Below are 21,079 nucleotides of genomic sequence, written 5' to 3'. Positions count from 1 at the left end.
ATTTATGAGTGATTCCTAACCTTCAAGAAGGACTTTCGTCAGACGATCAGCTTGCACACGGATATCAGGCACAGCCGTCACTTCCCAATAGATGCCTTTGGTCACTGGTCCGATGGCAAAGATCGGCCCTGAAGGTTCTCCCCGCGCATTGAGAACTTGCAGATCCGCAGTGACGTCAAGACCAAGATCCAGCGCGTCCGGCTTTGCCAAGCCGTTTTCCATCAGGCTGATCAGCGCAGAGTTGCGCGTGGTTGAAAAGCGGGAACTACCGCCACGGCAATCGATGATCGTCGCTGCATCAAGCTTTTCTATCGCTAGCCCGCGACGTTGTCGGTAAAGAATGGAAATGTGCTCTGCCTGGTTTTTGACGGAAACGAGGTGTGCGGCAATGATTGTTAGTTGCCCTGACTGTCGTGCAGCTTCAATGCGATCTGCTATGACGGGCGCCATTCGATGGCGATGCACGTCCCACCACGGTCGCAAGTGACGCAAAAAACTCTGGCGTTGCCTGATCGGCAATCTAGACCAGATATTTTTCGTATGCGGTCGCAATCCGTCAATAACGTCGCGCCAGCTTTTGCCTTCGTTTTCCCGCTGATCAATCATATGCCGAACATCACGCAGCAGAGCGGGCAAACCATCAGCGACGGGAAGTTGTTCTGCGTCTATCGACATAGCATCTGCCGGTGCGTGGCGTGCCGGTAGCAGTCCGCGTCGTGAAATTGCGTGGATCTCACCCTTATGTCCACTATCGAGCAACGAAATCACGCTATCGACCATGGATAGGCCAGTGCCAAGAATAGCGACTGAATCATTCGACGGAATGTCGAAATATCCATTGCTGGACCAATATTCGGTTACATGATTTCCGGATGTTGCAATTGCGGCTTCGTTTCCTGTCGCGATGATAACGGCATCGGCAGGAAAACGCTCACCTGATGAGCTCGTGACCTGCGGACGGCCGCTTTCAATCGCGACATCTGAAACTTCGGAACTCTCGATGAAAAGACGCTGCTGTTCACTCGTCAGATATGGCTGCAGCAAGTTTTGGAGATAAAGCCGGTAAAATGCGCGCGGTGCAAAAGATTGCGGCTGCCATTCGCTTACACTGAGCGTTTCGGTGTTGCTTGTGAGCCAGTTTAAAAAGTGATCCGGCTTATCCGGAAAAGCGCTCATATTACTGGCGCGAACATTTAAAAGATGGTTGGGGTTTTGTGTTGAATAGGCGATCCCTGTCCCGATATCACCTGATCGCTCGAATATGCGGACGCTTGTATCTGACGATTGTCCAAGCAACTGCGCGGCCATCAAAACACCGCTCGCACCACCACCAATAATAATAACTGACTTCAAATTATCGTGACCTCATTGCCCATCGCTGGTTTACGGATATCGCATCCATCGACCCGTTATTTTGGGCATTCCCTTGTTTCCTACTAATTTGATCAGATTTTAAACCGGCGGGAAAGAAAAAATCCTAAAGACAGCCAAAACGTAGCAACTTTGGTTCACCAAAGGATGACAATTATACGACTGTCCATCCCTATTTGTTGACAGTGTGTTTCAGAAACACGGGCTGGCGCCTCGTGTGAAAATCACAATATTTGCAACAAGTTTTCCCACTCGCTGCGATTTGTTCGCAGCAAAGAATCGCAGAACAACAGGACATTGATGATGAGCAACAGCTATATCGAATCCCTTAAGAAGCGCCGCACACAGTATGCTCTTGGCAAGACGCTTCCCCTCTCCCAGGACTCCGTCGCCGAACTGATCCGCGAAGCCATCAAGCATTCGCCATCGTCATTCAACTCCCAGAGCTCGCGCGCAGTTGTGCTGTTTGGCGCCGAAAGCGACAAGGTTTGGAACATCGCCAAGGAAGTGCTTCACAAGATCGTTCCTGCGGACGCATTTGCTCAGACTGAAGCCAAGCTCGACAGCTTCGCAGCTGGCGCGGGTACAGTTCTGTTCTTTGAAGACCAGAACGTCGTTAAGGGTCTTCAGGAAAATTTCGCGCTTTATGCAGACAATTTCCCAGTCTGGTCTGAACAGGCTGGCGGCATGGCTCAGCTGTCGGTTTGGTCCGCTCTTGCCAATGCAGGTATCGGTGCAAGCCTTCAGCACTACAATCCGCTGATCGATGCAGAAGTTGCCAAGACCTGGAACATTCCAGCCTCGTGGAAACTGCGTGCGCAGATGCCTTTCGGTTCGAACGAACAGCCGTTCGGCGAAAAGGCATTTATGGACGATGCCGACCGCTTTAAAGTCTTCGGATAATTTCTTCCAAAGCATCAGATAAACGGCTGGATTTTCCAGCCGTTTTTATTTTGCGGCTAAATTATTCCCGCCATTGTGCCCCCTCAAAAAACGGAATCTAATGCTCGCGCGTGCTTGAGAGTCGCTGTCTGGGGAGACGCGACGGATACGCAATGAGCATTGACGATCATTTGCCTTGATAGGCTTTGATCTCCAGAGGGACACCGCATGAAAGCCAACACTCAAACCTCCTTTTTCAGCTTGAATAAGAATGTCGTCGCGACACGAATGATGCGTGCGAGCATTCCGGCAGCACTTGCCTTTGCGCTTTGCCTCTCGGCCTCGCCTAAGGCTGTTGAAGCTGCCACGCCAGCGGACACGCTTGTGATCGCGATGAGCATCGATGATGTCATTTCGCTCGATCCGGCAGAAATTTTTGAAATCACAACATCGGAAATGCTCACCAGCACTTATGAGCGCCTGGTGACGACCGACACCAAAGACCCGACGAAGATCATTCCGCAGATTGCTGAGAGCTGGACATTTTCAGACGACGGTAAGTCGATCACGTTCAAAATCCGAGACGGTTTGAAATTTGCATCAGGCAATCCGATTACCGCACAGGACGCCGCTTACTCTATTCAACGCGCGATCAAGCTCGACATGAGCCCGGCATTCATATTGAGCCAGTTCGGTATCACGCGGGAAAATGTCGATCAGAATGTGGTCGCCGTTGACGATAAGACTTTTGTTTTCACCACTGGCAAAGCCTTTGCACCAAGCTTCGTTCTCAACTGCCTGACCTCCAGTGTTGCGTCTATCGTTGACAGCAAACTGGTGAAGGAACACGAACAGAAAATCGAAAAGACCGATACCAATCCATATGAAACGGATTTTGGTTATGGATGGCTGAAGAACGGTTATGCCGGTTCCGGCCCGTTTTCCGTCAAGCAATGGCGCGCCAATGAGGTGCTGCTGCTTGAGCGCAACGACAATTATACAGACGCGAAGCCTGAGATGAAGCGCGTCATCTATCGTCATGTGAAGGAAGGCATGTCGCAACGCTTGCTGCTTCAGGCAGGTGATATTGATATTGCACGCAATCTTGAACCGGGCGACATCGAGGAGCTTGGCAAGGACAGTAAGTTCAGCGTCATCAACGCTCCGAAAGGCCGTATCTACTTTCTGAGCGCAAACCAGAATGTGCCAGAACTGGCCAAGCCGGAAGTGCGTCAGGCACTGAAGTATCTGATTGATTACGATACGATTGAAGCCACGCTGATCAAAGGTATCGGCCGTACGCATCAGTCATTCCTGCCGCTCGGCATGTTTGGTGCTACTGACGACAAGCCGTTCAAGTATGATGTTGCGAAAGCGAAAGAACTGCTTGAAAAATCTGGACTAAAGGATGGCATCAGTATCACGCTTGATGTTCGCAACTCTCAGCCTTATGTCGGCATCGCAGAAAGCATCCAGCAAACCATGGCGAAGGCCGGGGTGAATGTCGAAATTTTGCAGGGCGATGGTAAGCTCACGACAACCAAGGTCCGTGCGCGCAAGCATCAGATGGCGCTTGGCATCTGGGGACCAGACTATTGGGACCCGCATACAAATGCAGTCACCTTTACCAACAACCCGAATAATGGTGATGAGGTGAACTTGCGGACCACGGCCTGGCAGGCCTCTTGGGATATTCCCGAGCTGACAGCGGAAACAATGGCCGCAGCAGAGGAGCGCGATACAGCCAAGCGCGAAGCCATGTATCACGATCTTCAAAAGAAATTTCAGGAAGATAGCCCGATCACTGTCATCTATCAGCAGATCGAAACGGCTGTAACGGCTTCCAACGTTCACAATTTCAACATGGTGGCGGATGCCAACTATGTTGCAACAGTGACGAAGGACTAAAACAAAAAAAGCCGGGTGATAAAACGCCCGGCTTGCTCTTTATTTCTCGAAGCTGAAAGAAGGTAATTGTTCGAGTGCCGATTTCAGCGCCTCGGACCAGCTCTCAGACACAGTCTGATAGTAAGGATCGGTCGCTTCAAAGCGGCGATGCTCACCGCGCTTTAGATCGTCGCTTTCATAGATCTGCATATCGAGTGGCAGACCAACCGAGAGATTAGCCTTCAGCGTTGAATCGAACGAAACCAACAGCAGTTTCACCGCGTCTTCAAAACTCATTTCAGGCTGATAGGCCCGTACCAGAATGGGCTTGCCGTATTTGTTTTCGCCAATCTGGAAAAACGGCGTGTCATCTGAACTCTCGATGAAGTTGCCTTCGGGATAGATATAAAAAAGGCGCGGCTGACCGCCCTTGATCTGCCCACCCAGAATGAAGGATGCACCGAATGCATCCGCATTCTGACCACCAGTGGCCGAATTTGAGATGACTTCTTTGACCGTATCACCAATAAGCCGCGCAACCTGAAACATGGATGGCGCTTCGAATATCGAAGGATGGCGCTCTTCCGGTGCCTTCATGCGCTCTTCAAGCAGGCTCGCAACGGCTTGCGTCGTGGCAAGATTGCCTGCCGACAGGAGCACGATCACGCGCTCGCCCGGCTTGGTCCAGCTCCGCATTTTCGAGAATTTCGAGATATTGTCGAGGCCCGCATTTGTCCGGGTATCGGACATAAACACAAGGCCGCGATCAATCTTCATTCCAACGCAATAGGTCATCAACAGTTTCCGGCAGGCAAATCGTAAATTGAAATAATCACTGCCCTACATTGATGTGTACCGCAAGACTTTCAACCGCTCCTCCAAGCCTTACTCCTGAAATTGGTGCAGCATCACGGTAATCAAGGCCGGTTGCAATCCGCACATAGCGATCATTAGGGCAGACATTGTTTGCAGCATCAAAGCCGACCCAGCCCAGTCCATCGATATGTGCTTCTGCCCATGCATGGCTTGCAGTCTGTTCTTCCATGCCTTCCATCAGCAGATAACCGGAAATGTAGCGTGCGGGGACTCCCAGCAAGCGAGCTGCAGACAGAAAGATGTGGCTGTGATCCTGGCAAACGCCCTTGCCTGCCTCAAGCGCACTTTCTGCATTTGTGGCAACACTGGTGGTGCCGGGCATATAGGCGACCGCTGTATGAACTGCATTCATCAGTTCGTGCAGCAATGCAAGACGCTCCTGCTCTTTGCTGAGATCGCCAGCGAGAGCTCGAATGCGCTCTCCGGGTTCGGTCAGCGGTGTTTCTCGCTCAAAAAGCCAGAGCGGAGCATAACCATAGACCGGGCCAAGCACGCCGACGCGATCCTCAACCTCGACGCTGCCGCTGGCTGTAATAATGATCTCGTTGATGTTTCGTGCGTGCTGCACGAGGTCGGTTTTATTACCGAAGCCGTCAATATAAGAGACTTCAGGCTCGCCGCCTTCTATTTTCAGCTCCCAATGTTTGACCAGTTGCCCCGGCAGCGTCGGTGGGCGCAAACGCAGGCGCTGCACCGCATAGGGAACCGGATTTTCATAGCGATAATGCGAGACGTGCCGGATATTGAGCAGCAAGCGAACACCTCAATAAAAATTATAGGTTTCGGCGATCTCATTGCCGAGCCGATTATTGCGCGTAATGAATTCGGTCAGAAACTCGTGCAGACCGACATCAAATATCGCACTAATGTCCTGATTTAGCAGGCTGCCGTAGATTTTATCCGCAGTCGCATGGCAGGCAGCACTCTCGCCGTAGTCTTTGCCAAGAAAGCCGAGATGACCGGTTATGCACTGGTAGCAATGATGAAGTGAGCGCGGCATACGGCCATTCAGGATCAGATAATCAGCAACATGCGATGGGCGATAATCACCATCATAAACCCAGCGATAAGACCGATGCGCTGAAACGGAGCGTAGAATGGACTCCCATTGATAGTTGTCGAGCGTGGTCCCGACATAGGAGACGGCGGGCAACAGTACGTAATATTTGACATCGAGAATGCGCGCCGTGTTGTCTGCGCGTTCAATAAATGTGCCAAGCCCCGCGAAATCGAAGATTTCGTTGCGCAACATTGTCCCATGGAATGCGCCGCGTATGAGTGCCGTTTCCCGCTTTATCTGATCAAGGAGCGGTGGAAGATCGGCCTCTTTCAACGGTTTGCAGAGAGATTTCTTCAGCGTCATCCAGGCTTCGTTGACACTTTCCCACGCTTCGCGGGTGAGCGCTGTTCGTACCATGCGACCATTTGAACGTGCGGTTTCCATACAGGACATGACGCTGGAAGGGTTATCCATGTCCCGCAGCAGAAAGTCTGCGACGTTTGCTGCATTATAAGCGTGATATTTGGCTGAAAATGTCTGGCTTGCACCAGCTGACACAACTACAGAAGACCACTCTTCCGGTGCATCCGATGTTTTGGTCAGCGCCATGCGTAGCCCCGCATCCACCAGACGTGCCATGTTTTCGGCGCGCTCGATATAGCGAAACATCCAGTAAAGCCCATTTGCCGTACGGCCAAGAAGCATAAAATCATTCCCCTTTTCACGCTCTGATCTTCGTGTCAGTTGCTGCGTGTTATGTGTTTTAATCGTCGAGTACCCAAGTATCCTTGGTGCCGCCACCCTGGCTGGAATTCACAACAAGCGAACCTTCCTTGAGCGCCACCCGTGTCAGCCCGCCCGGCGTGATCCGGATACGATCTGACACCAGAACGAAAGGGCGCAAATCGACGTGACGTGGCGCAAGACCGCTTTCGGTAAAGATTGGCGTTGTCGAGAGTGCCAATGTTGGCTGTGCGATATAGTTGCGTGGACGTGCTTTCAGTTTTTGAGCAAACGCATCGCGCTCGGCTTTGGTTGCAGCAGGCCCAACCAGCATTCCGTAGCCGCCGGAGCCATGCACTTCCTTGACCACCAGATCGGCCAGATTATCGAGCACATAGGCAAGACTATCGGGTTCCGAACAGCGCCATGTCGGCACATTTTCAAGGATCGCCTTGCGGCCGGTGTAGAACTCGACGATTTCCGGCATGTAGGAATAGATGGCCTTGTCATCGGCAATTCCTGTGCCCGGCGCATTGGCAATCGTTATATTGCCAGCACGATAGACATCCATGATGCCCGCGACGCCGAGCGTTGAGTCTGGACGGAATGTCAACGGATCAAGAAAATCGTCATCAACGCGTCTATAAAGTACGTCGATGGTGCGATAGCCCTTTGTCGTGCGCATGGCGACACGGCCATCCACAACGCGCAGGTCACTACCCTCGACCAGTTCGACGCCCATCTGGTCAGCCAGAAACGCATGTTCGAAATAGGCGGAATTGTAGATGCCCGGCGTGAGAACTGCGACAGTCGGCACCCCTTGCGTTCCGGGTGGTGCAACGCTTGCCAATGACTGACGCAGCAATTGCGGATAGTTCTCGACCGGGCGAACTTTCACATTCTGAAACAGCTCCGGAAAAAGCTGCATCATGGTTTCGCGGTTTTCCAGCATGTAGGAAACGCCGGAAGGCGTGCGCGCATTGTCTTCCAGCACGTAAAACTGGTTTTCAGCAGTCCGCACGATATCAACGCCGATAATATGCGTGTAGACATTGCCTGGCGGACGAAATCCAATCATTTCGGGCAGGAATGCCTCATTATTGGTGATGAGTTCCTTTGGAATGCGTCCTGCCCGGACTATTTCCTGACGATGATAAATATCATCAAGAAAAGCGTTGAGCGCCATCACGCGCTGTTCGATGCCTTGCGATAGCCTTCGCCATTCCTGACCGGAAATGATACGCGGAATAATATCGAACGGAATAAGCCGTTCCGCAGCGTCCTGATCACCATAGACCGCAAATGTGATGCCGGTTTTTCGAAAAACGCTTTCCGCATCATGTGTTTTTTGCAGAAGTTTGTGCTGATCCTGCTGGTCTAGCCACTGCTTGAGAAATTCATAAGGTTGGCGAACACTCCCGCCATGGTTGAGCATCTCATCAAATGGCTTCACTTAATTCCCCTTCTTTTTCACCAATAGTCGGCTTCAAATCAGGGAAATGCAAGTGTGCAATTTATGCAAAAGCGCAAAGCTGGGTTGCGCAATTGCGTCGCGACAGCGGATTAATTGCTCGCGATAATCCGCGAGCTTCAACCAGGACGATGTGCTTTGACGACAGCTGGATCGGTTTCGATACGCCCTGCACCAATAAGATCGAGACAATAAGGAATGGCAGGGAATACGGCCTGCAGTGTCATAGCGATCGAGACTGGCTTCCCCGGCAGATTGAGAATGAAGCTTTTGCCACGGCTTCCCGCCGTCTGGCGCGAAAGAACGGCTGTCGGCGTCTGCTCAAGACTTGCACGACGCATTTGTTCACCAAAACCCGGCAGTTCCTTATGCAGAACAGCCTTCATCGCCTCCGGTGTTTCATCGCGCGGGCTTGGGCCAGTTCCGCCTGTTGTCAGGATCAAATCGCACCCAACATTATCGACGAGATCGATAAGCGTATCACGCACGGATTCCATTCCATCTGGAATGACGCGTCTAACAATTTCGTAAGGCGTTACAATCGCGCTTTTTAGCCAGTTTTCGATAGCAGGACCGCTCAAATCTTCGTATTCGCCGCGGCTTGCACGGTCTGAGACTGTAACGACGCCGATTTTCACTATCTTATCCTTTTAATTGAGCTTTTACTTAAGTTTATAGCGACCACGCCTTGTCTTGTGAAGGTTTGAAGCTGGCCGCCAGCCTTCCAAAGCTGGTATATCACCTCGCCATCAAAATGCAGTTGCTTTCCTCTTAAATTCGAGCTTCAATCAAAAAGTTGGGGAGAGCAAAAATGCCATTTCGAGGCAGCCAATATCGCGGAACGTTCACGCCTGAGGACTTGCAAGTTCTGCAAGCCGCCTATAACCGCAGCTGTGCCATGTTAGACCGCTGCCCGACAACCCATGAGGCGAAAAACGAACTCGCCCGTGCGATCATCAGGACATATGAATCTGGTGAACATGATCCAGAAAAAATTGCTGCAATCGCAGCGCGAGTAGAACTTATGCGCAGTTGAAACCAGTTACTGAATGTAAACTATCCCTAAGTATGATAGTAAAGTGTTCAGTTTTACTAAAGACATGCCTTGAAAAGTATCGTCACAGGTTATGAAATCCGGTCAATCACGACCAGACTGCGAATGAAACAATATGCCGTTTTCGAGAGATTATTATTTTAAGCGTTTCAAGCCCGCTGAGCTCGAACAGTTGCAGGCGGCCTATCTAAAGACGTGTGAAGTTCTCGGACGCTGCCCGATCACCTCTCCGCAAAAGGATGAGATGTCGCGCGAAATTATCCAAATCTATGAATGCGGTATTTCAAGCCCCGAAAAGATCGCCGAGCTGATGCTTCAGATTGAGAGCGTTAAGCCTAAGCCTTATGCGGAACAGTTCTTTCCACAGGACTTCGATCTTCCAGCGAAGCGTGCCTGACACAGTTCGCAAAAAATATCAGCGCAAAAACACAGAAATCATTTTCACCTCGGCCCGTTTAAGTATTTCGTAAACTTTGGATTCAGCTTTTGGCGGTAATCTTTGGTTAGCAAATAGCTCGGGAGGAGCGTTGCGGGTGTTGGTTGATGGCATTTCTGCAACCAGTTTTGGTTTGGCTGTAGAGCGCCTGAGTTTTGTGTACGGGTATCATGCGTTTTTCGGTTGTGTCAGCAATTGCCCTTGCCTGCACCGCTTTGGCGGGTTGCACGTCTAGTTCCGGCATCGACAGTATCATGCCGCAGCCATCTGCAGAGCTGACCAGCTCGGTTGTCAGGCCTTCTGCACCTTTGACAGAAATGGCGAGAGCCCCGCAATCAATGCCATCCGCACCACAGGAAGAAGTTCTTGCCTGGGCTGGTCCGGTTCCTGATGCGGGCCCATTTAAAAACGAGCCGCCTGCACCATTGACGCAGCGTCCAGAGCAGCGTGTGGTGGCTCCAATCTCGGTTCCGAAGCCGGAAGTCGCGGCTTACCCACCTGTTCGCCTTGATCGGCAAACGCGCAATAAGGTCTATAGCCAGCGCTTCCGCGATGCGAAGCCGATCAACTTCGGTAGTGTTTCGCCACGCAGGCATGCAGTGCATGGTGTAGATGTTTCGCGTTGGCAGGGAGACATTGACTGGGCAACGTTGCGACAGAACGGTGCGAATTTTGCCTATATCAAAGCGACCGATGGCGGCGATCATCTCGATCCAATGTTCCGCAAGAACTGGCGTGATGCCAAGGCTGCAGGCTTGAAGCGTGGTGCGTATCACTTCTTCTATTGGTGCCGCGTAGCCAGTCAGCAGGCTGATTGGTTCATTCGCAACGTGCCGGTTGATCCAGATGCGCTGCCGCCGGTTATCGACGTTGAATGGAACGGCGACTCGTCGTGCAAGCGTCGTCCATCGCCTGCTCAGGTGCGTGAAAAGATGCAGGTTTTCATGGATGCGCTTGAGCGCCATTATGGCAAGCGTCCGGTTATCTACACCGCACCAGATTTTTACGATGATAATTTGAAGGGTGCGTTTACCGATTATCCGTTCTGGCTGCGTGCTGTTGCGCAACATCCATCCAAAGTCTATCCGGGTCGTCGCTGGGTCTTCTGGCAGTATTCCGGCTCAGGATTGTCGCAGGGCGTGAACGGCAAGATCGATCTGAATGTCTTCCACGGAAGTGAAGACCAGTGGCACCAGTGGATCGGACGTTTCGCGAGCTGATTTCTGGGGTCGAAATTGAGAGAGCGCTAATCTGATAAGTTAGATTAGCGCTTTAATATTCTGTTTTATATTGATTTATAGATGCTCAGTAAGCTCAATCAGGCTTGCCGATCTTTGCCAGATCATATGGCGTCGATTGATACATCTCATTGATCCAGTTCCCGAAAAGTAGATGTGCATGGCCTCGCCAGCAGTTCTGTGGTTTGCGGCTTGCATCGTCGCTTGGGAAATAGTTGGCTGGCACGGGTGTATCTGGTTGCAGCTGGATATCCCGGAAATATTCATCAGCAAGCGACGTCGTATCGTATTCGACGTGATTGAACATATGAAGTGCGCGGTGCTTCGGGTCTTCCAGCAAGCAAAGACCGCTTTCAGGGCTATCGACGAGAACCTTCAGATTGCTATCTACCGGGATGTCGTCTTTGCGCACTTCCGTCCAACGAGAAACAGGAATTGCAAAGTCGTCTGAAAATCCGCGCAGGTAAGGCGATGCTGGAGCAAGGTTTTGTTGGCTGTAAACACCTGACGCTTTACCGGGCAGGTCATATTTGCTCATGCCATGGAAATGATGCACAGCCGCCTGTGCCGCCCAGCAGATATTGAGCGACCGATGAACATGGGTCTGTGTCCAGTCGAAGACACGCTGCATTTCGTCCCAATATGTGACTTCTTCAAACGGCATACGCTCGACTGGCGCACCGGTAATCACAAAGCCGTCGAAACGTTCGTCCCGCACCTCTTCCCAAGGTCGATAGAAAGAAAGCATGTGATCTGCAGGCGTATGGCGCGCTACGTGATTGGTGATGCGAACAAGCGTCAATTCCAGCTGCAATGGAGTTGAACCCAGAAGACGCGCAATCTGCGTCTCTGTCGTGACCTTGTTTGGCATGAGATTGAGAAGGCCGATTTTCAGCGGCCTGATATCCTGACGGATAGCATCTGCCTCACGCATGACCATAACGCCCTCGGCTTCGAGAACACTGGTTGCGGGCAGATCGTCAGGAATTTTAATAGGCATGTCGCGTCAGTCCTTCGTTATGTGAGAGCGGACGCGTGTGGCTTGATCCGTATATTTGCCGGTTGGCCACATCCTTCCATTTTAGGAAGTACCACCTTGCCCGGAAAGGCAGGTTGGCGTTGGGCGTCGCCCCAACTCTTGATGTGACGCTACTTCTACTCAAACTCCTGCGTCCTGGCAATAGTGTTTGAATGCTTGTAACTCGGCTGTGATGGAATTTTATTCTAACAATTTAACGCGCAAAGTTGCTCCGGTTTAAAGAGCGTCTCCAAGACGAAAAGAACTGTCTTTTACATGCGCGGAACAAGCCGTCGCATTACGCGTTTTTCTTTTATCCGCCTGGTATGGTAAACTGTTGGTAAAAGGGAGGGAAAAATGAGCAACATTATATTTTGGATGGCGCTTGTCATTCTGCCGGTTCTGGCCGGAACTGCTTTCGCTTACCTTCGTCACATGCATCATGGTGATGATTTCTAAGCGGTAATTCAGATTGCGCCTGAAAGCTTCGAATGTTGGAACATTGATCCGATTGGATCAGATCGGAGCTCTAGGCATCTGTTTAACGCGCATCTCTGTCAGAAAACTGTTTCACACTTTTCGGGATGCGCGTTGATGACGTGGCTTACTAACTGTCTTGACGAAATAGATTGATATCAACATTACTAAGTAATGCCAGATAGTCGCGCCGTTCCGTTTGAAACCACGCTTCTTGTGCGTGATACCTGTCTTTGTTTGCATGTTCAGCGTGCAGCCCGTGCGCTTGCCCGTTATTTTGACGAGGAACTTCGCCCTTCTGGTCTCAATAATGGTCAGTTTTCGCTTCTAATGGCATTAAATCGCCCCAGCCCGCCGCCTATGAAGCCGGTGGCGGAACTGTTGGCCATGGATCAAACCACCCTCACCGCAGCATTGAAGCCTTTGCAGCGCAATGGCTGGGTGGAGATTGTCGTAAATCCCGACGATCGCCGCCAACGCCTTCTTTTGCTTACATCTGAAGGACAAACGGTTCTTGCATCAGCTGTTCCTATTTGGACATCGGCTCATGCAAAACTCGAAAGCACGTTCTCCGGCAATAATCTTGAATTATTTCGTCAAGAATTAATGTCACTTTGCCGTTAGGCTCTTTACCATCTGCCTGATAACGTTAGTTTGCGAAGTGCAACTATCGTACGAAAAGCGTGACTCGGGTTCACGCCAACCTCAGGTGGTATAACTTCAATGAACGGACCGGATACCCCCCATATCCTCGTGGTTGGTGCAGGCTTCGGAGGCCTGCAATTAATTCATGATCTCAAAGGTGCCAATGTTCGCATAACCCTTGTCGATCAACGCAATCATCATCTTTTTCAGCCGCTGCTTTATCAAGTTGCAACAACGATCCTCGCTACATCGGAAATAGCCTGGCCAATTCGCCATCTTTTCCGTGATCGTAAGGAAGTGACGACATTGCTCGGCACTGTCGTGGGCGTCGACGCATCCGCAAAACAGGTGCGGCTGGAAGACGGCACAAAGATTAATTATGACACGCTCGTCTTGGCCACTGGCGCACGGCACGCCTATTTCGGCAATGATCAATGGGAAAAGCTGGCACCCGGTCTTAAGGCGTTGGAGGACGCTACGACCATTCGCCGCCGCTTGCTTCTGGCTTTTGAACGCGCAGAGCGCGAAACAGATCCAGAGAGACGGCAGGCACTGCTTACTTTCTCGGTAGTTGGTGGGGGACCAACTGGGGTGGAGCTGGCAGGCATTATCGCAGAGCTGGCCAAGCAGACAATGTGGCCTGAGTTCCGCAATATCGATACGCGTGAGGCGCGTGTGCTGCTTGTAGAGGCAGGGCCACGCATTCTGGCTGCATTTCCAGAAGACTTATCGACTTACGCACAAAATGCTCTTCAGAAGATCGGCGTAGAAGTGCGTCTCGGCGTACCTGTCAAGGAGATCACGGAAGATGGCGTGACCGTTGGCGAAGAGTTTATTCCCTGCAAAACCGCTATCTGGGCTGCTGGTGTCGCCGCATCGCCTGCAGCTTCATGGCTCGGAGCGGAAAGCGATCGTGCAGGCCGCGTTCGCGTGCTTTCCGATCTTACGGTGCCGGGACACGAGAATATCTTTGCGATTGGCGATACAGCCTGGGTTGAAGGACCTGACGGAAAGCCTGTGCCGGGTATTGCGCCTGCCGCAAAACAGCAAGGCGCTTATATTGCAAAGGTTATTCGCAGTCGCGTTTCAAGTAGTGCTGCTCCAGCGCCGTTTCGTTACCGCCATCAGGGCAATCTCGCGACTATTGGTCGAGGTGCTGCCGTGGTTGATATGGGGCGGATCAAGCTTAAAGGTGCAATTGCCTGGTGGGTATGGGGCATCGCCCATATCTTCTTCCTGATCGGCACGCGTAGTCGCGCAGCCGTTGCCTGGAGTTGGCTCTGGACATTTATATCCGGGCAGCACAGTGCGCGCCTGATTACTCAGGGCAAGGCTGCCGAAGATAACAAATAAACAAAACGGCCCGCCAAAAGCGGGCCGTTCCGGTTGCCTGAGAAAGAAGATCAGCCCAATTATTCCGCCGGTTCGAGAACCGGTGTGCCCTGAACGTCGATCACATCGCCCTTCATTGCTGCTGCCAGCATGTCGGTGTCGAGTTCGTTTTCCCAACGCGCCACAACGATGGTTGCAACGGCATTGCCGACGAGATTGGTCAGTGCACGGCATTCCGACATGAAGCGATCAATGCCGAGGATCAGCGCCATACCAGCAACCGGTACTGCCGGAACAACCGAAAGCGTTGCAGCAAGCGTGATGAAGCCTGCACCGGTGATACCAGCAGCACCCTTCGAGCTAAGCATTGCCACGAGAAGCAACAGGATCTGATCAGTGAGCGAAAGCGGAATATCCGTTGCCTGTGCGATGAACAGTGCAGCAAGCGTCATGTAGATATTCGTGCCATCAAGGTTGAACGAATAGCCAGTTGGAATGACAAGGCCCACGACCGAGCGCTTACAGCCCGCTTTTTCCATCTTGTCCATGAGGCTTGGCAAAGCAGCTTCCGACGATGAAGTGCCAAGCACCAGCAGGAGCTCTTCTTTAATGTAGCGAATGAGAGCCAGGATTGAGAAGCCGTTATAGCGTGCAACCGCGCCAAGCACGATCAGAACGAATAGTAGAGCTGTGATGTAGAACGTCGCGATCAGCAAGGCCAGATTGGCAATCGAGCCGATACCATATTTGCCGATGGTGAAAGCCATGGCGCCGAACGCACCAATCGGAGCCGCCTTCATCAGGATCGAAACCAGCTTGAAGACAGGTGCTGTGAGCATCTGTAGGAAGTCGGTGACTGGCTTGCCTTTATCGCCAACCATGGCGAGCGAAATACCAAACAGGACCGAGAAGAAAAGAACCTGAAGGATATCGCCAGACGCGAAGGCGCCAACGATGGTGGTTGGGATGATGTTGCTCAGAAAGCCGGTAATCGTCTGTTCGTGAGCTTTTTCGGCGTAGTTTGCAACTGCCTTCGGATCGAGCGACGAAGGATCGATGTGCATTCCTGCGCCCGGCTGCACAACATTGGCAACGATAAGGCCAATGATCAACGCAAGCGTCGAAAAAGTCAGGAAGTAAATCATGGCCTTACCGGCCACGCGCCCCACCTTCTTCATGTCAGTCATGCCGGCAATGCCGGTCGCGACGGTCAGGAAGATTACCGGGGCAATGATCATTTTCACCAGCTTGATGAAAGCGTCACCCAGTGGCTTTAGCTGCGTGCCAAGCTCCGGATAAAAATGACCAAGAAGAATACCGGCAGCAATGGCTACCAGAACCTGCACATAGAGGTGCTTGTAAAAAGGGATTGGGCGGCGTGGCTCGGCCACAGCGCCTGACGGTACAGCGATCATGATGTCCTCCGTTCGGCTCAGCCCGGATCTCATCCAGCCTCCCGAGCCATTAGTCTGTCGTTCAACAGCTCCCGCTGCTGTTGACATCATGATTGCAAGCTGCGTGCCAGTTTTTGTTATTAGAATTAAGCTATTGAAATAAATATATAATATTAATTAGTTGGGAGTCTTTTTCTGCTGTTTGTGCGAATTATCGCACATATTACTTTTCATGCGGTGCGGATTAATGCACAATCGATTTCATGAATGAAGCATCGGTTTCTACAATTGAAGCAATTTCGCTGCCCACCAATAATCGCCGGACATGGTGGATATTTGGTGCGATTTGTGCTGCTATTTTTGCACTGGCTTTCTGGGTTGTCGGCGATGCTGCGCGTGATCGTGCTTTGCTTTCACTGGGTGAGCAGACCCGGATCGATGCAAATCTGAATACGGCCCTCCTTCGAACCGTTCTTGAGAAGCAACGCGCACTACCTCTGGTCCTTTCCAAAGACAAGGAGCTAGCCGACGCGCTTGCAATGCCAAGTGCGGTGGCTATCGATCAGCTCAACCGTAAGCTGGAAGCGCTCGCTGAAGGCACACAAGCGGCGGTGATTTATCTTGTTGGACTTCATGGCTATGCAATCTCCGCCAGTAACTGGCGCGAGCCGGACAGTTTTGTCGGCAACGATTATAAGTTCAGACCTTATTTCAACGACGCTTTGAAAAACACAAACGCCGAATATTTTGCGCTTGGTAATGTCAGCCTGCGACCTGGCCTTTATATTTCGCGTCGTGTGGATGGGCCAAATGGACCACTTGGTGTTGTCGTGGTGAAACTGTCGTTCGATCAGCTGGAAAGCGATTGGAATGAAACTGGCCGTCCGACTTTCGTTACAGATAATCGAAATATAGTGCTGATTACCACCATACCCTCATGGCGGTTTATGACCATTGGTGAACTTCAGCCTCAAACAGTTGAAACCATTCGCAACAGTCTACAGTTTGGTGATGCGCCTCTTAAGCCTCTGCCGCTTTCGCTAAAGCCTGTGGCGGGAGACGATATGGTGCTGGTTGATGCTATTCTTCCGGGGTCGGCACGGAGCACAGATTTTCTGGCAATCCGCTCGCATGTTCCAAGCACACCTTGGCTCATGTATAGTCTCGCGCCGATCAGGCAGCCTGTGGAAGCTGCTATACGTGAGGCACGCCTTATCGTTTTCATTATCTTGGCAAGTATTGCTACCGTGGCCGGTATTCTGCTGCGCCGCCGTCAGCGTGTTGTTGCACGTATTGCCGATGCGCAACGTCGACAAATTGAACTCGAGCAACGTGTAGCGGAGCGAACGCTTGATCTCATTTCAGCGCGCGACCGACTGGAGTCCGAGATAAACGAACACCATAAAACCGAAGGCATGTTGCAAGGCGTACAGCAGGATCTGGTACATGCAAACCGCTTGGCGATCATGGGACAAGTTGCGGCTGGCGTTGCACATGAGATCAACCAGCCCGTCGCGACAATCCGCGCTTATGCCGATAATGCACGTACGTTTCTTGATCGCAAGCGACTGGATGATGCGGCGGAAAACCTTGCGGAAATCGCCGCTCTTACCGAACGTATTGGGACGATCACCGGTGATCTTCGTGCCTTTGCACGTAAAGGACATCGTGCTTCAGAACCAGTGCCGCTAGCTCAGGTGATTTCAGGCGCACTTGTTCTTTTGCGCAGTCGCTTTGCAGGCAGCATGGATCAGCTGGATATCGAGCTCCCCGCGCCAGATCTTTGTGTTTTCGGTCATTCAATCAGACTTGAGCAAGTTCTCATAAATCTGTTTCAGAATGCGTTGGAAGCAGTTGAAAGCAAAGGAAATGACGGTCACATAGAAGTCCGCACAAAAGCTCTTTCGAAGAGTGTTGTACTGACGGTTTCGGATAATGGCTCGGGCATTCCGCAGCATATTCTCGATAATCTATTCACGCCATTCAACACATCCAAGGAAAGAGGCCTTGGGCTTGGACTGGTGATCGCCAAGGAAATTCTAACCGACTATGGCGGCAAGATTTCAGTAAAAAGCAGTGCGAATGGCACTCTATTCCGTGTGGAATTCAAGAAAGCATGATGAATATTCCGGTCATACTTGTCGATGACGACAAAGCGCTACGCCGTGCAACCAGACAAACACTGGAGCTGGCGGGTTATGAAGTGCTGGATTTTGGCAGCGCCAGCGAGGCGCTGAATGCAATCAACTCCTCATTTGAAGGCGTGATCGTTACAGATGTGCGTATGCCGCAGATCGACGGATTGGAGCTTTTCGCCCGAATCCGTGAAATCGACGCCGATTTGCCGGTTATCCTGATTACTGGTCATGGCGACATTCCAATGGCCGTCCGGGCCATTCAGGATGGTGCTTACGACTTTATCGCCAAGCCTTTTGCAACCGACAGACTGGTTCATAGTGTATTGCGTGCGGGCGAGCGCCGAAAGCTTGTTCTGGAAAATCGCAGCCTGCGCCATTTGGCGGATGAAGCACAGAACGACATGCCTCTGATCGGTCAGACACCGGCAATTGAAAATCTGCGTCGCACGATCCGAGATATCGCTGATACGGATGTCGATGTGCTCATTGCAGGAGAAACCGGCAGCGGCAAAGAAGTCGTCGCTCAGTTGCTGCATGATTGGGGCCGCCGAAAAAAAGGTAATTTCGTTGCGCTTAATTGTGGTGCTTTGCCCGAAACCGTCATTGAAAGCGAGTTGTTCGGTCATGAGGCAGGAGCTTTCACTGGAGCGCAGAAAAAGCGCGTCGGACGCATCGAGCACGCGAGCGGCGGTACTCTCTTTCTTGATGAAATCGAAAGTATGCCTGCGGCAACTCAGGTGAAACTTCTGCGTGTTTTGGAAATGCGTGAGATCACGCCGCTTGGCACGAATGAAATCCGTCCAGTCGATCTTCGTGTTGTGGCGGCTGCAAAAATCGATCTCGGCGATCCTCAGGAACGGGGTGATTTTCGCGAAGACCTTTATTACCGGCTGAACGTGGTTACGCTGACGATCCCACCTCTAAGGGAACGGCGTGAAGATATTCCCCTGCTCTTCTCACATTTTTTGGCGCGCGCAGCTCGACGTTTTAATCGGGACATTCCAGTTCTCGATGCCGCTACACATCGCCATTTGATGGAACATAATTGGCCCGGCAATGTTCGAGAACTCGTGCATTTTGCCGAGCGATTTTCTCTTGGTGTCACGACACCTGCGAAGACAGTTCCTGTTCCAGACGATCAAGCTACGCTGCCAAAGCGGCTTGAGCGTTACGAAGCTTCGCTGATCCGTGAGACCCTCGCAGCGCATAATGGCGATGTTCAGCAGACACTGGAATCTCTCGGTATTCCGCGCAAAACATTCTATGACAAGATGCAACGGCACGGGATAAACCGCTCAGACTACAAGTCCGAAGCTTGAGTGTTTAGCTGATTATCGCGGTGCGGCAATCAAATGTCCTGTCGATGCATGGCGCATGACATCCATCGGAATGCCGTAAATCTCTTCGAGCTGTTCTGGCACCATAATACCGGTTGGCGTCGACTGCGCGATAAGACGACCGCTATGCAGCGCAAACACTGCGTCACAGAAACGGGAAGCCATGTTGACGTCGTGAAGGACAACAAACACACTTAGTTTTTTCTCGTGCGATAATTTCTGCACAAGTGAAAGCACTTCAATCTGATGCGCGATATCCAAAGCTGATGTCGGCTCGTCGAGCAACAGGCATTCGGCATCTTGTGCAACCAGCATGGCAAGCCATACGCGCTGCCGTTCGCCCCCTGAAAGCGTATCGACCATACGGTCGGCAAAAGGTGCGATTCCTGTGAGCTCGATGGCTTCTTCAACCTTCTGGCGGTCAACAGCTCCAAAGCGACCAAGAGCGCCATGCCATGGGTATCGACCAAGCGCTACCAACTCTTTTACCAGCATACCGGATGCCGCAGCTGTTTGCTGAGGCAGATAGGCGAGCTTGCGAGCAAACTCACGGTCGCCCCACTCATTCAATGGCTTGCCTGCAAAGCGCACAGTTCCGCCTGATGCCGGATGCTGTCGCGCCAGAATTTTCAGCAAGGTGGACTTGCCCGATCCGTTATGACCAATGAGCGCTGTTAGGCTTGCCGCTTGGATCGACATTGTGAGGGGCTCCAGCAAAGTGCGCCCTGGTACTGCGAAGCTGACATTCTCAAGTTCAAACAATGCGGAAGTCATCAATTTATCCCGTTTTCGGATAGCAGCTCTGCATTTAAGCAGCATTTCGCCGGTTGATAGCAAAACCTGACGAAGATATACATATTAAAATTGCTTAATCAGGAAAATGCTATTGGGCTTCCATCCGCATATGACAAGCCGCATTGAGGACGTCCGCTTGCTGGACGATCTTCATTATCGTGTCTGGAATGGCGCGATTGCGGATGTGTGGACGGTCGAATGTGGTCCTGGAGCGCGAGGCGAGTATGTCTCACAGGCGCCACGGCTTTTTCTGGTGCTTGAAAGTCGTGGGGAACTTGCGATCCGGCCTGAGCAAAATGATCGCACCATCGTGCAAAACACCGAACAGCCGCGACTTTGCTATATCCCGGCAGGAATGACGATCTGGAGCCGTGTCACGCGACCCGGAAAACTACGACATCTCGACCTGCATCTCGATACGACTGTCCTTCAACAACGACTTGGAGGTGCGCTGAGTAAAAGTAATTTGGAGCGCCCTCGTCTGCTCTTCTCAAACTCAAAGATTGAGCAGATAGGATCCTTGTTGGCGGATGAATGCCTTTCACCCGCACCGCTTCACGATCTTTATGGTGAAGGTCTTATCAATGCGCTTGTCAGCGAATTGTTCGATGTGCGCCGGGATGTTCCCTCGCGAAGTAGCAAACTGTCACCATGGCAGTTGCGCCGCGTTACAGATTTCATCGAAGATAATTATCACCGGATTATCCGACTTCAGGAGCTCGCATCGCTGGCTGAGCTTTCAGAATCTTATTTCTGCAGTGCATTCAAAGCTTCGACCGGAATTTCCCCTCATGCATGGCAAATGAAGCGACGTATTGAGCGTGCGCAGGGGTTTCTTTTGCAGCCTCGTGCATCTTTGCCGCATATAGCCACGATTACCGGGTTTTCGGATCAGGCGCATTTTACGCGCGTATTCAAGAAGTTGACAGGGACTACGCCGGCAGCCTGGCTGCGTTTGCAGGCCTGATATAGGCCCCAGTATATTAGCGAAATATCATTCAATTT

Annotated in this window: 19 protein-coding genes and 1 riboswitch; of the genes, 10 read left to right on the top strand and 9 right to left on the bottom strand. The window is 51.6% G+C overall.

What is annotated here, in order from left to right; all coding sequences use genetic code 11:
* Positions 1-15: 15 nt before the first annotated feature.
* Positions 16-1,353, bottom strand: coding sequence for an FAD/NAD(P)-binding protein (locus ABWV94_RS16475; RefSeq protein ID WP_353414440.1), 1,338 nt, complete (start codon positions 1,351-1,353; stop codon positions 16-18).
* 321 nt (positions 1,354-1,674) lie between these two features.
* Between ABWV94_RS16475 and ABWV94_RS16470 the strand changes: the two genes are divergently transcribed.
* Together ABWV94_RS16470 and ABWV94_RS16465 are read left to right on the top strand one after the other, a co-directional pair.
* The gene (locus tag ABWV94_RS16470) at positions 1,675-2,274 is read left to right on the top strand and encodes a nitroreductase family protein (protein WP_007879201.1); all 600 of its coding nucleotides are present in this window, start codon (positions 1,675-1,677) and stop codon (positions 2,272-2,274) included.
* 207 nt (positions 2,275-2,481) lie between these two features.
* Entirely contained in the window at positions 2,482-4,161 is a 1,680-nt protein-coding gene (locus ABWV94_RS16465) for an ABC transporter substrate-binding protein (protein WP_353414438.1), read from the top strand.
* Positions 4,162-4,200: 39 nt separating this feature from the next.
* On the opposite strand, the gene ABWV94_RS16460 is transcribed toward ABWV94_RS16465, so the two are convergent.
* The 5 genes from ABWV94_RS16460 to mog form a co-directional block, all read right to left on the bottom strand.
* On the bottom strand, positions 4,201-4,935 hold the full coding sequence (locus ABWV94_RS16460) for a proteasome-type protease (RefSeq protein ID WP_353414436.1): 735 nt from the start codon (positions 4,933-4,935) through the stop codon (positions 4,201-4,203).
* A gap of 37 nt (positions 4,936-4,972) precedes the next feature.
* The gene (locus ABWV94_RS16455) at positions 4,973-5,770 is read right to left on the bottom strand and encodes a transglutaminase family protein (protein ID WP_064321733.1); all 798 of its coding nucleotides are present in this window, start codon (positions 5,768-5,770) and stop codon (positions 4,973-4,975) included.
* 9 nt (positions 5,771-5,779) lie between these two features.
* Positions 5,780-6,721 (bottom strand): alpha-E domain-containing protein, encoded by a 942-nt coding sequence (locus tag ABWV94_RS16450; protein ID WP_353414434.1) that lies wholly within the window; start codon positions 6,719-6,721, stop codon positions 5,780-5,782.
* A 58-nt stretch (positions 6,722-6,779) separates the two neighbouring features.
* Positions 6,780-8,192, bottom strand: a complete 1,413-nt coding sequence (locus tag ABWV94_RS16445) for a circularly permuted type 2 ATP-grasp protein (RefSeq protein ID WP_079213816.1) — start codon at positions 8,190-8,192, stop codon at positions 6,780-6,782.
* 137 nt (positions 8,193-8,329) lie between these two features.
* The gene (gene mog, locus ABWV94_RS16440) at positions 8,330-8,848 is read right to left on the bottom strand and encodes a molybdopterin adenylyltransferase (RefSeq protein ID WP_064321736.1); all 519 of its coding nucleotides are present in this window, start codon (positions 8,846-8,848) and stop codon (positions 8,330-8,332) included.
* Between the two features lie 173 nt (positions 8,849-9,021).
* Between mog and ABWV94_RS16435 the strand changes: the two genes are divergently transcribed.
* From ABWV94_RS16435 to ABWV94_RS16425, 3 genes are all read left to right on the top strand, one after another.
* Complete coding sequence (locus ABWV94_RS16435; RefSeq protein ID WP_007879218.1) at positions 9,022-9,246, top strand: hypothetical protein; 225 nt, start codon at positions 9,022-9,024, stop codon at positions 9,244-9,246.
* A 133-nt stretch (positions 9,247-9,379) separates the two neighbouring features.
* Positions 9,380-9,661: a hypothetical protein gene (locus ABWV94_RS16430; protein WP_007879219.1), complete on the top strand. Its 282-nt coding sequence runs from the start codon at positions 9,380-9,382 to the stop codon at positions 9,659-9,661.
* Between the two features lie 209 nt (positions 9,662-9,870).
* Positions 9,871-10,920, top strand: a complete 1,050-nt coding sequence (locus ABWV94_RS16425) for a GH25 family lysozyme (RefSeq protein WP_007879232.1) — start codon at positions 9,871-9,873, stop codon at positions 10,918-10,920.
* Positions 10,921-11,014: 94 nt separating this feature from the next.
* On the opposite strand, the gene ABWV94_RS16420 is transcribed toward ABWV94_RS16425, so the two are convergent.
* Positions 11,015-11,938: a homoserine O-succinyltransferase gene (locus ABWV94_RS16420; protein ID WP_007879233.1), complete on the bottom strand. Its 924-nt coding sequence runs from the start codon at positions 11,936-11,938 to the stop codon at positions 11,015-11,017.
* A 41-nt stretch (positions 11,939-11,979) separates the two neighbouring features.
* Positions 11,980-12,088, bottom strand: a riboswitch (SAM-I-IV-variant riboswitch).
* A gap of 519 nt (positions 12,089-12,607) precedes the next feature.
* Between ABWV94_RS16420 and ABWV94_RS16415 the strand changes: the two genes are divergently transcribed.
* Both ABWV94_RS16415 and ABWV94_RS16410 read left to right on the top strand, forming a co-directional pair.
* Complete coding sequence (locus ABWV94_RS16415) at positions 12,608-13,057, top strand: MarR family winged helix-turn-helix transcriptional regulator (protein ID WP_007879241.1); 450 nt, start codon at positions 12,608-12,610, stop codon at positions 13,055-13,057.
* A gap of 99 nt (positions 13,058-13,156) precedes the next feature.
* Positions 13,157-14,431 carry an NAD(P)/FAD-dependent oxidoreductase gene (locus ABWV94_RS16410; protein WP_353414431.1) on the top strand — a complete coding sequence of 425 codons (1,275 nt, stop codon included), beginning with the start codon at positions 13,157-13,159 and terminating at the stop codon, positions 14,429-14,431.
* 59 nt (positions 14,432-14,490) lie between these two features.
* Here ABWV94_RS16410 and ABWV94_RS16405 read toward each other — a convergent pair whose 3' ends face one another.
* Complete coding sequence (locus ABWV94_RS16405) at positions 14,491-15,825, bottom strand: dicarboxylate/amino acid:cation symporter (protein ID WP_079213813.1); 1,335 nt, start codon at positions 15,823-15,825, stop codon at positions 14,491-14,493.
* A gap of 242 nt (positions 15,826-16,067) precedes the next feature.
* Between ABWV94_RS16405 and ABWV94_RS16400 the strand changes: the two genes are divergently transcribed.
* Complete coding sequence (locus tag ABWV94_RS16400; RefSeq protein WP_353414428.1) at positions 16,068-17,924, top strand: sensor histidine kinase; 1,857 nt, start codon at positions 16,068-16,070, stop codon at positions 17,922-17,924.
* Positions 17,921-19,261 carry a sigma-54-dependent transcriptional regulator gene (locus ABWV94_RS16395; RefSeq protein WP_353414426.1) on the top strand — a complete coding sequence of 447 codons (1,341 nt, stop codon included), beginning with the start codon at positions 17,921-17,923 and terminating at the stop codon, positions 19,259-19,261. The genes ABWV94_RS16400 and ABWV94_RS16395 overlap by 4 nt, the downstream gene beginning before the upstream one ends.
* 12 nt (positions 19,262-19,273) lie before the next feature.
* Here the strand turns inward: ABWV94_RS16395 and ABWV94_RS16390 are convergent, their stop codons facing one another.
* Positions 19,274-20,053 (bottom strand): ATP-binding cassette domain-containing protein, encoded by a 780-nt coding sequence (locus tag ABWV94_RS16390; protein WP_353414424.1) that lies wholly within the window; start codon positions 20,051-20,053, stop codon positions 19,274-19,276.
* 157 nt (positions 20,054-20,210) lie between these two features.
* Between ABWV94_RS16390 and ABWV94_RS16385 the strand changes: the two genes are divergently transcribed.
* The gene (locus ABWV94_RS16385; RefSeq protein ID WP_237853864.1) at positions 20,211-21,041 is read left to right on the top strand and encodes a helix-turn-helix transcriptional regulator; all 831 of its coding nucleotides are present in this window, start codon (positions 20,211-20,213) and stop codon (positions 21,039-21,041) included.
* Positions 21,042-21,079: the final 38 nt, after the last annotated feature.

The sequence above is a fragment of the Brucella sp. NBRC 12953 genome, assembly GCF_040369775.1.
In the GTDB taxonomy this organism is placed as follows: Bacteria; Pseudomonadota; Alphaproteobacteria; order Rhizobiales; family Rhizobiaceae; genus Brucella; species Brucella pseudogrignonensis.
Note: the sequence above shows the minus strand (reverse complement) of the source record. Positions and strands in the feature narration are given on the sequence as shown.

Coding starts and splice junctions, on each gene's coding strand:
- ABWV94_RS16470 (WP_007879201.1), top strand. CDS start 1,675: ATGAGCAACAGCTATATCGAATCCCTTAAGAAGCGCCGCACACAGTAT.
- ABWV94_RS16465 (WP_353414438.1), top strand. CDS start 2,482: ATGAAAGCCAACACTCAAACCTCCTTTTTCAGCTTGAATAAGAATGTC.
- ABWV94_RS16460 (WP_353414436.1), bottom strand. CDS start 4,935: ATGACCTATTGCGTTGGAATGAAGATTGATCGCGGCCTTGTGTTTATG.
- ABWV94_RS16450 (WP_353414434.1), bottom strand. CDS start 6,721: ATGCTTCTTGGCCGTACGGCAAATGGGCTTTACTGGATGTTTCGCTAT.
- ABWV94_RS16435 (WP_007879218.1), top strand. CDS start 9,022: ATGCCATTTCGAGGCAGCCAATATCGCGGAACGTTCACGCCTGAGGAC.
- ABWV94_RS16430 (WP_007879219.1), top strand. CDS start 9,380: ATGCCGTTTTCGAGAGATTATTATTTTAAGCGTTTCAAGCCCGCTGAG.
- ABWV94_RS16425 (WP_007879232.1), top strand. CDS start 9,871: ATGCGTTTTTCGGTTGTGTCAGCAATTGCCCTTGCCTGCACCGCTTTG.
- ABWV94_RS16420 (WP_007879233.1), bottom strand. CDS start 11,938: ATGCCTATTAAAATTCCTGACGATCTGCCCGCAACCAGTGTTCTCGAA.
- ABWV94_RS16415 (WP_007879241.1), top strand. CDS start 12,608: ATGCCAGATAGTCGCGCCGTTCCGTTTGAAACCACGCTTCTTGTGCGT.
- ABWV94_RS16410 (WP_353414431.1), top strand. CDS start 13,157: ATGAACGGACCGGATACCCCCCATATCCTCGTGGTTGGTGCAGGCTTC.
- ABWV94_RS16405 (WP_079213813.1), bottom strand. CDS start 15,825: ATGATCGCTGTACCGTCAGGCGCTGTGGCCGAGCCACGCCGCCCAATC.
- ABWV94_RS16400 (WP_353414428.1), top strand. CDS start 16,068: ATGAATGAAGCATCGGTTTCTACAATTGAAGCAATTTCGCTGCCCACC.
- ABWV94_RS16395 (WP_353414426.1), top strand. CDS start 17,921: ATGATGAATATTCCGGTCATACTTGTCGATGACGACAAAGCGCTACGC.
- ABWV94_RS16390 (WP_353414424.1), bottom strand. CDS start 20,053: ATGACTTCCGCATTGTTTGAACTTGAGAATGTCAGCTTCGCAGTACCA.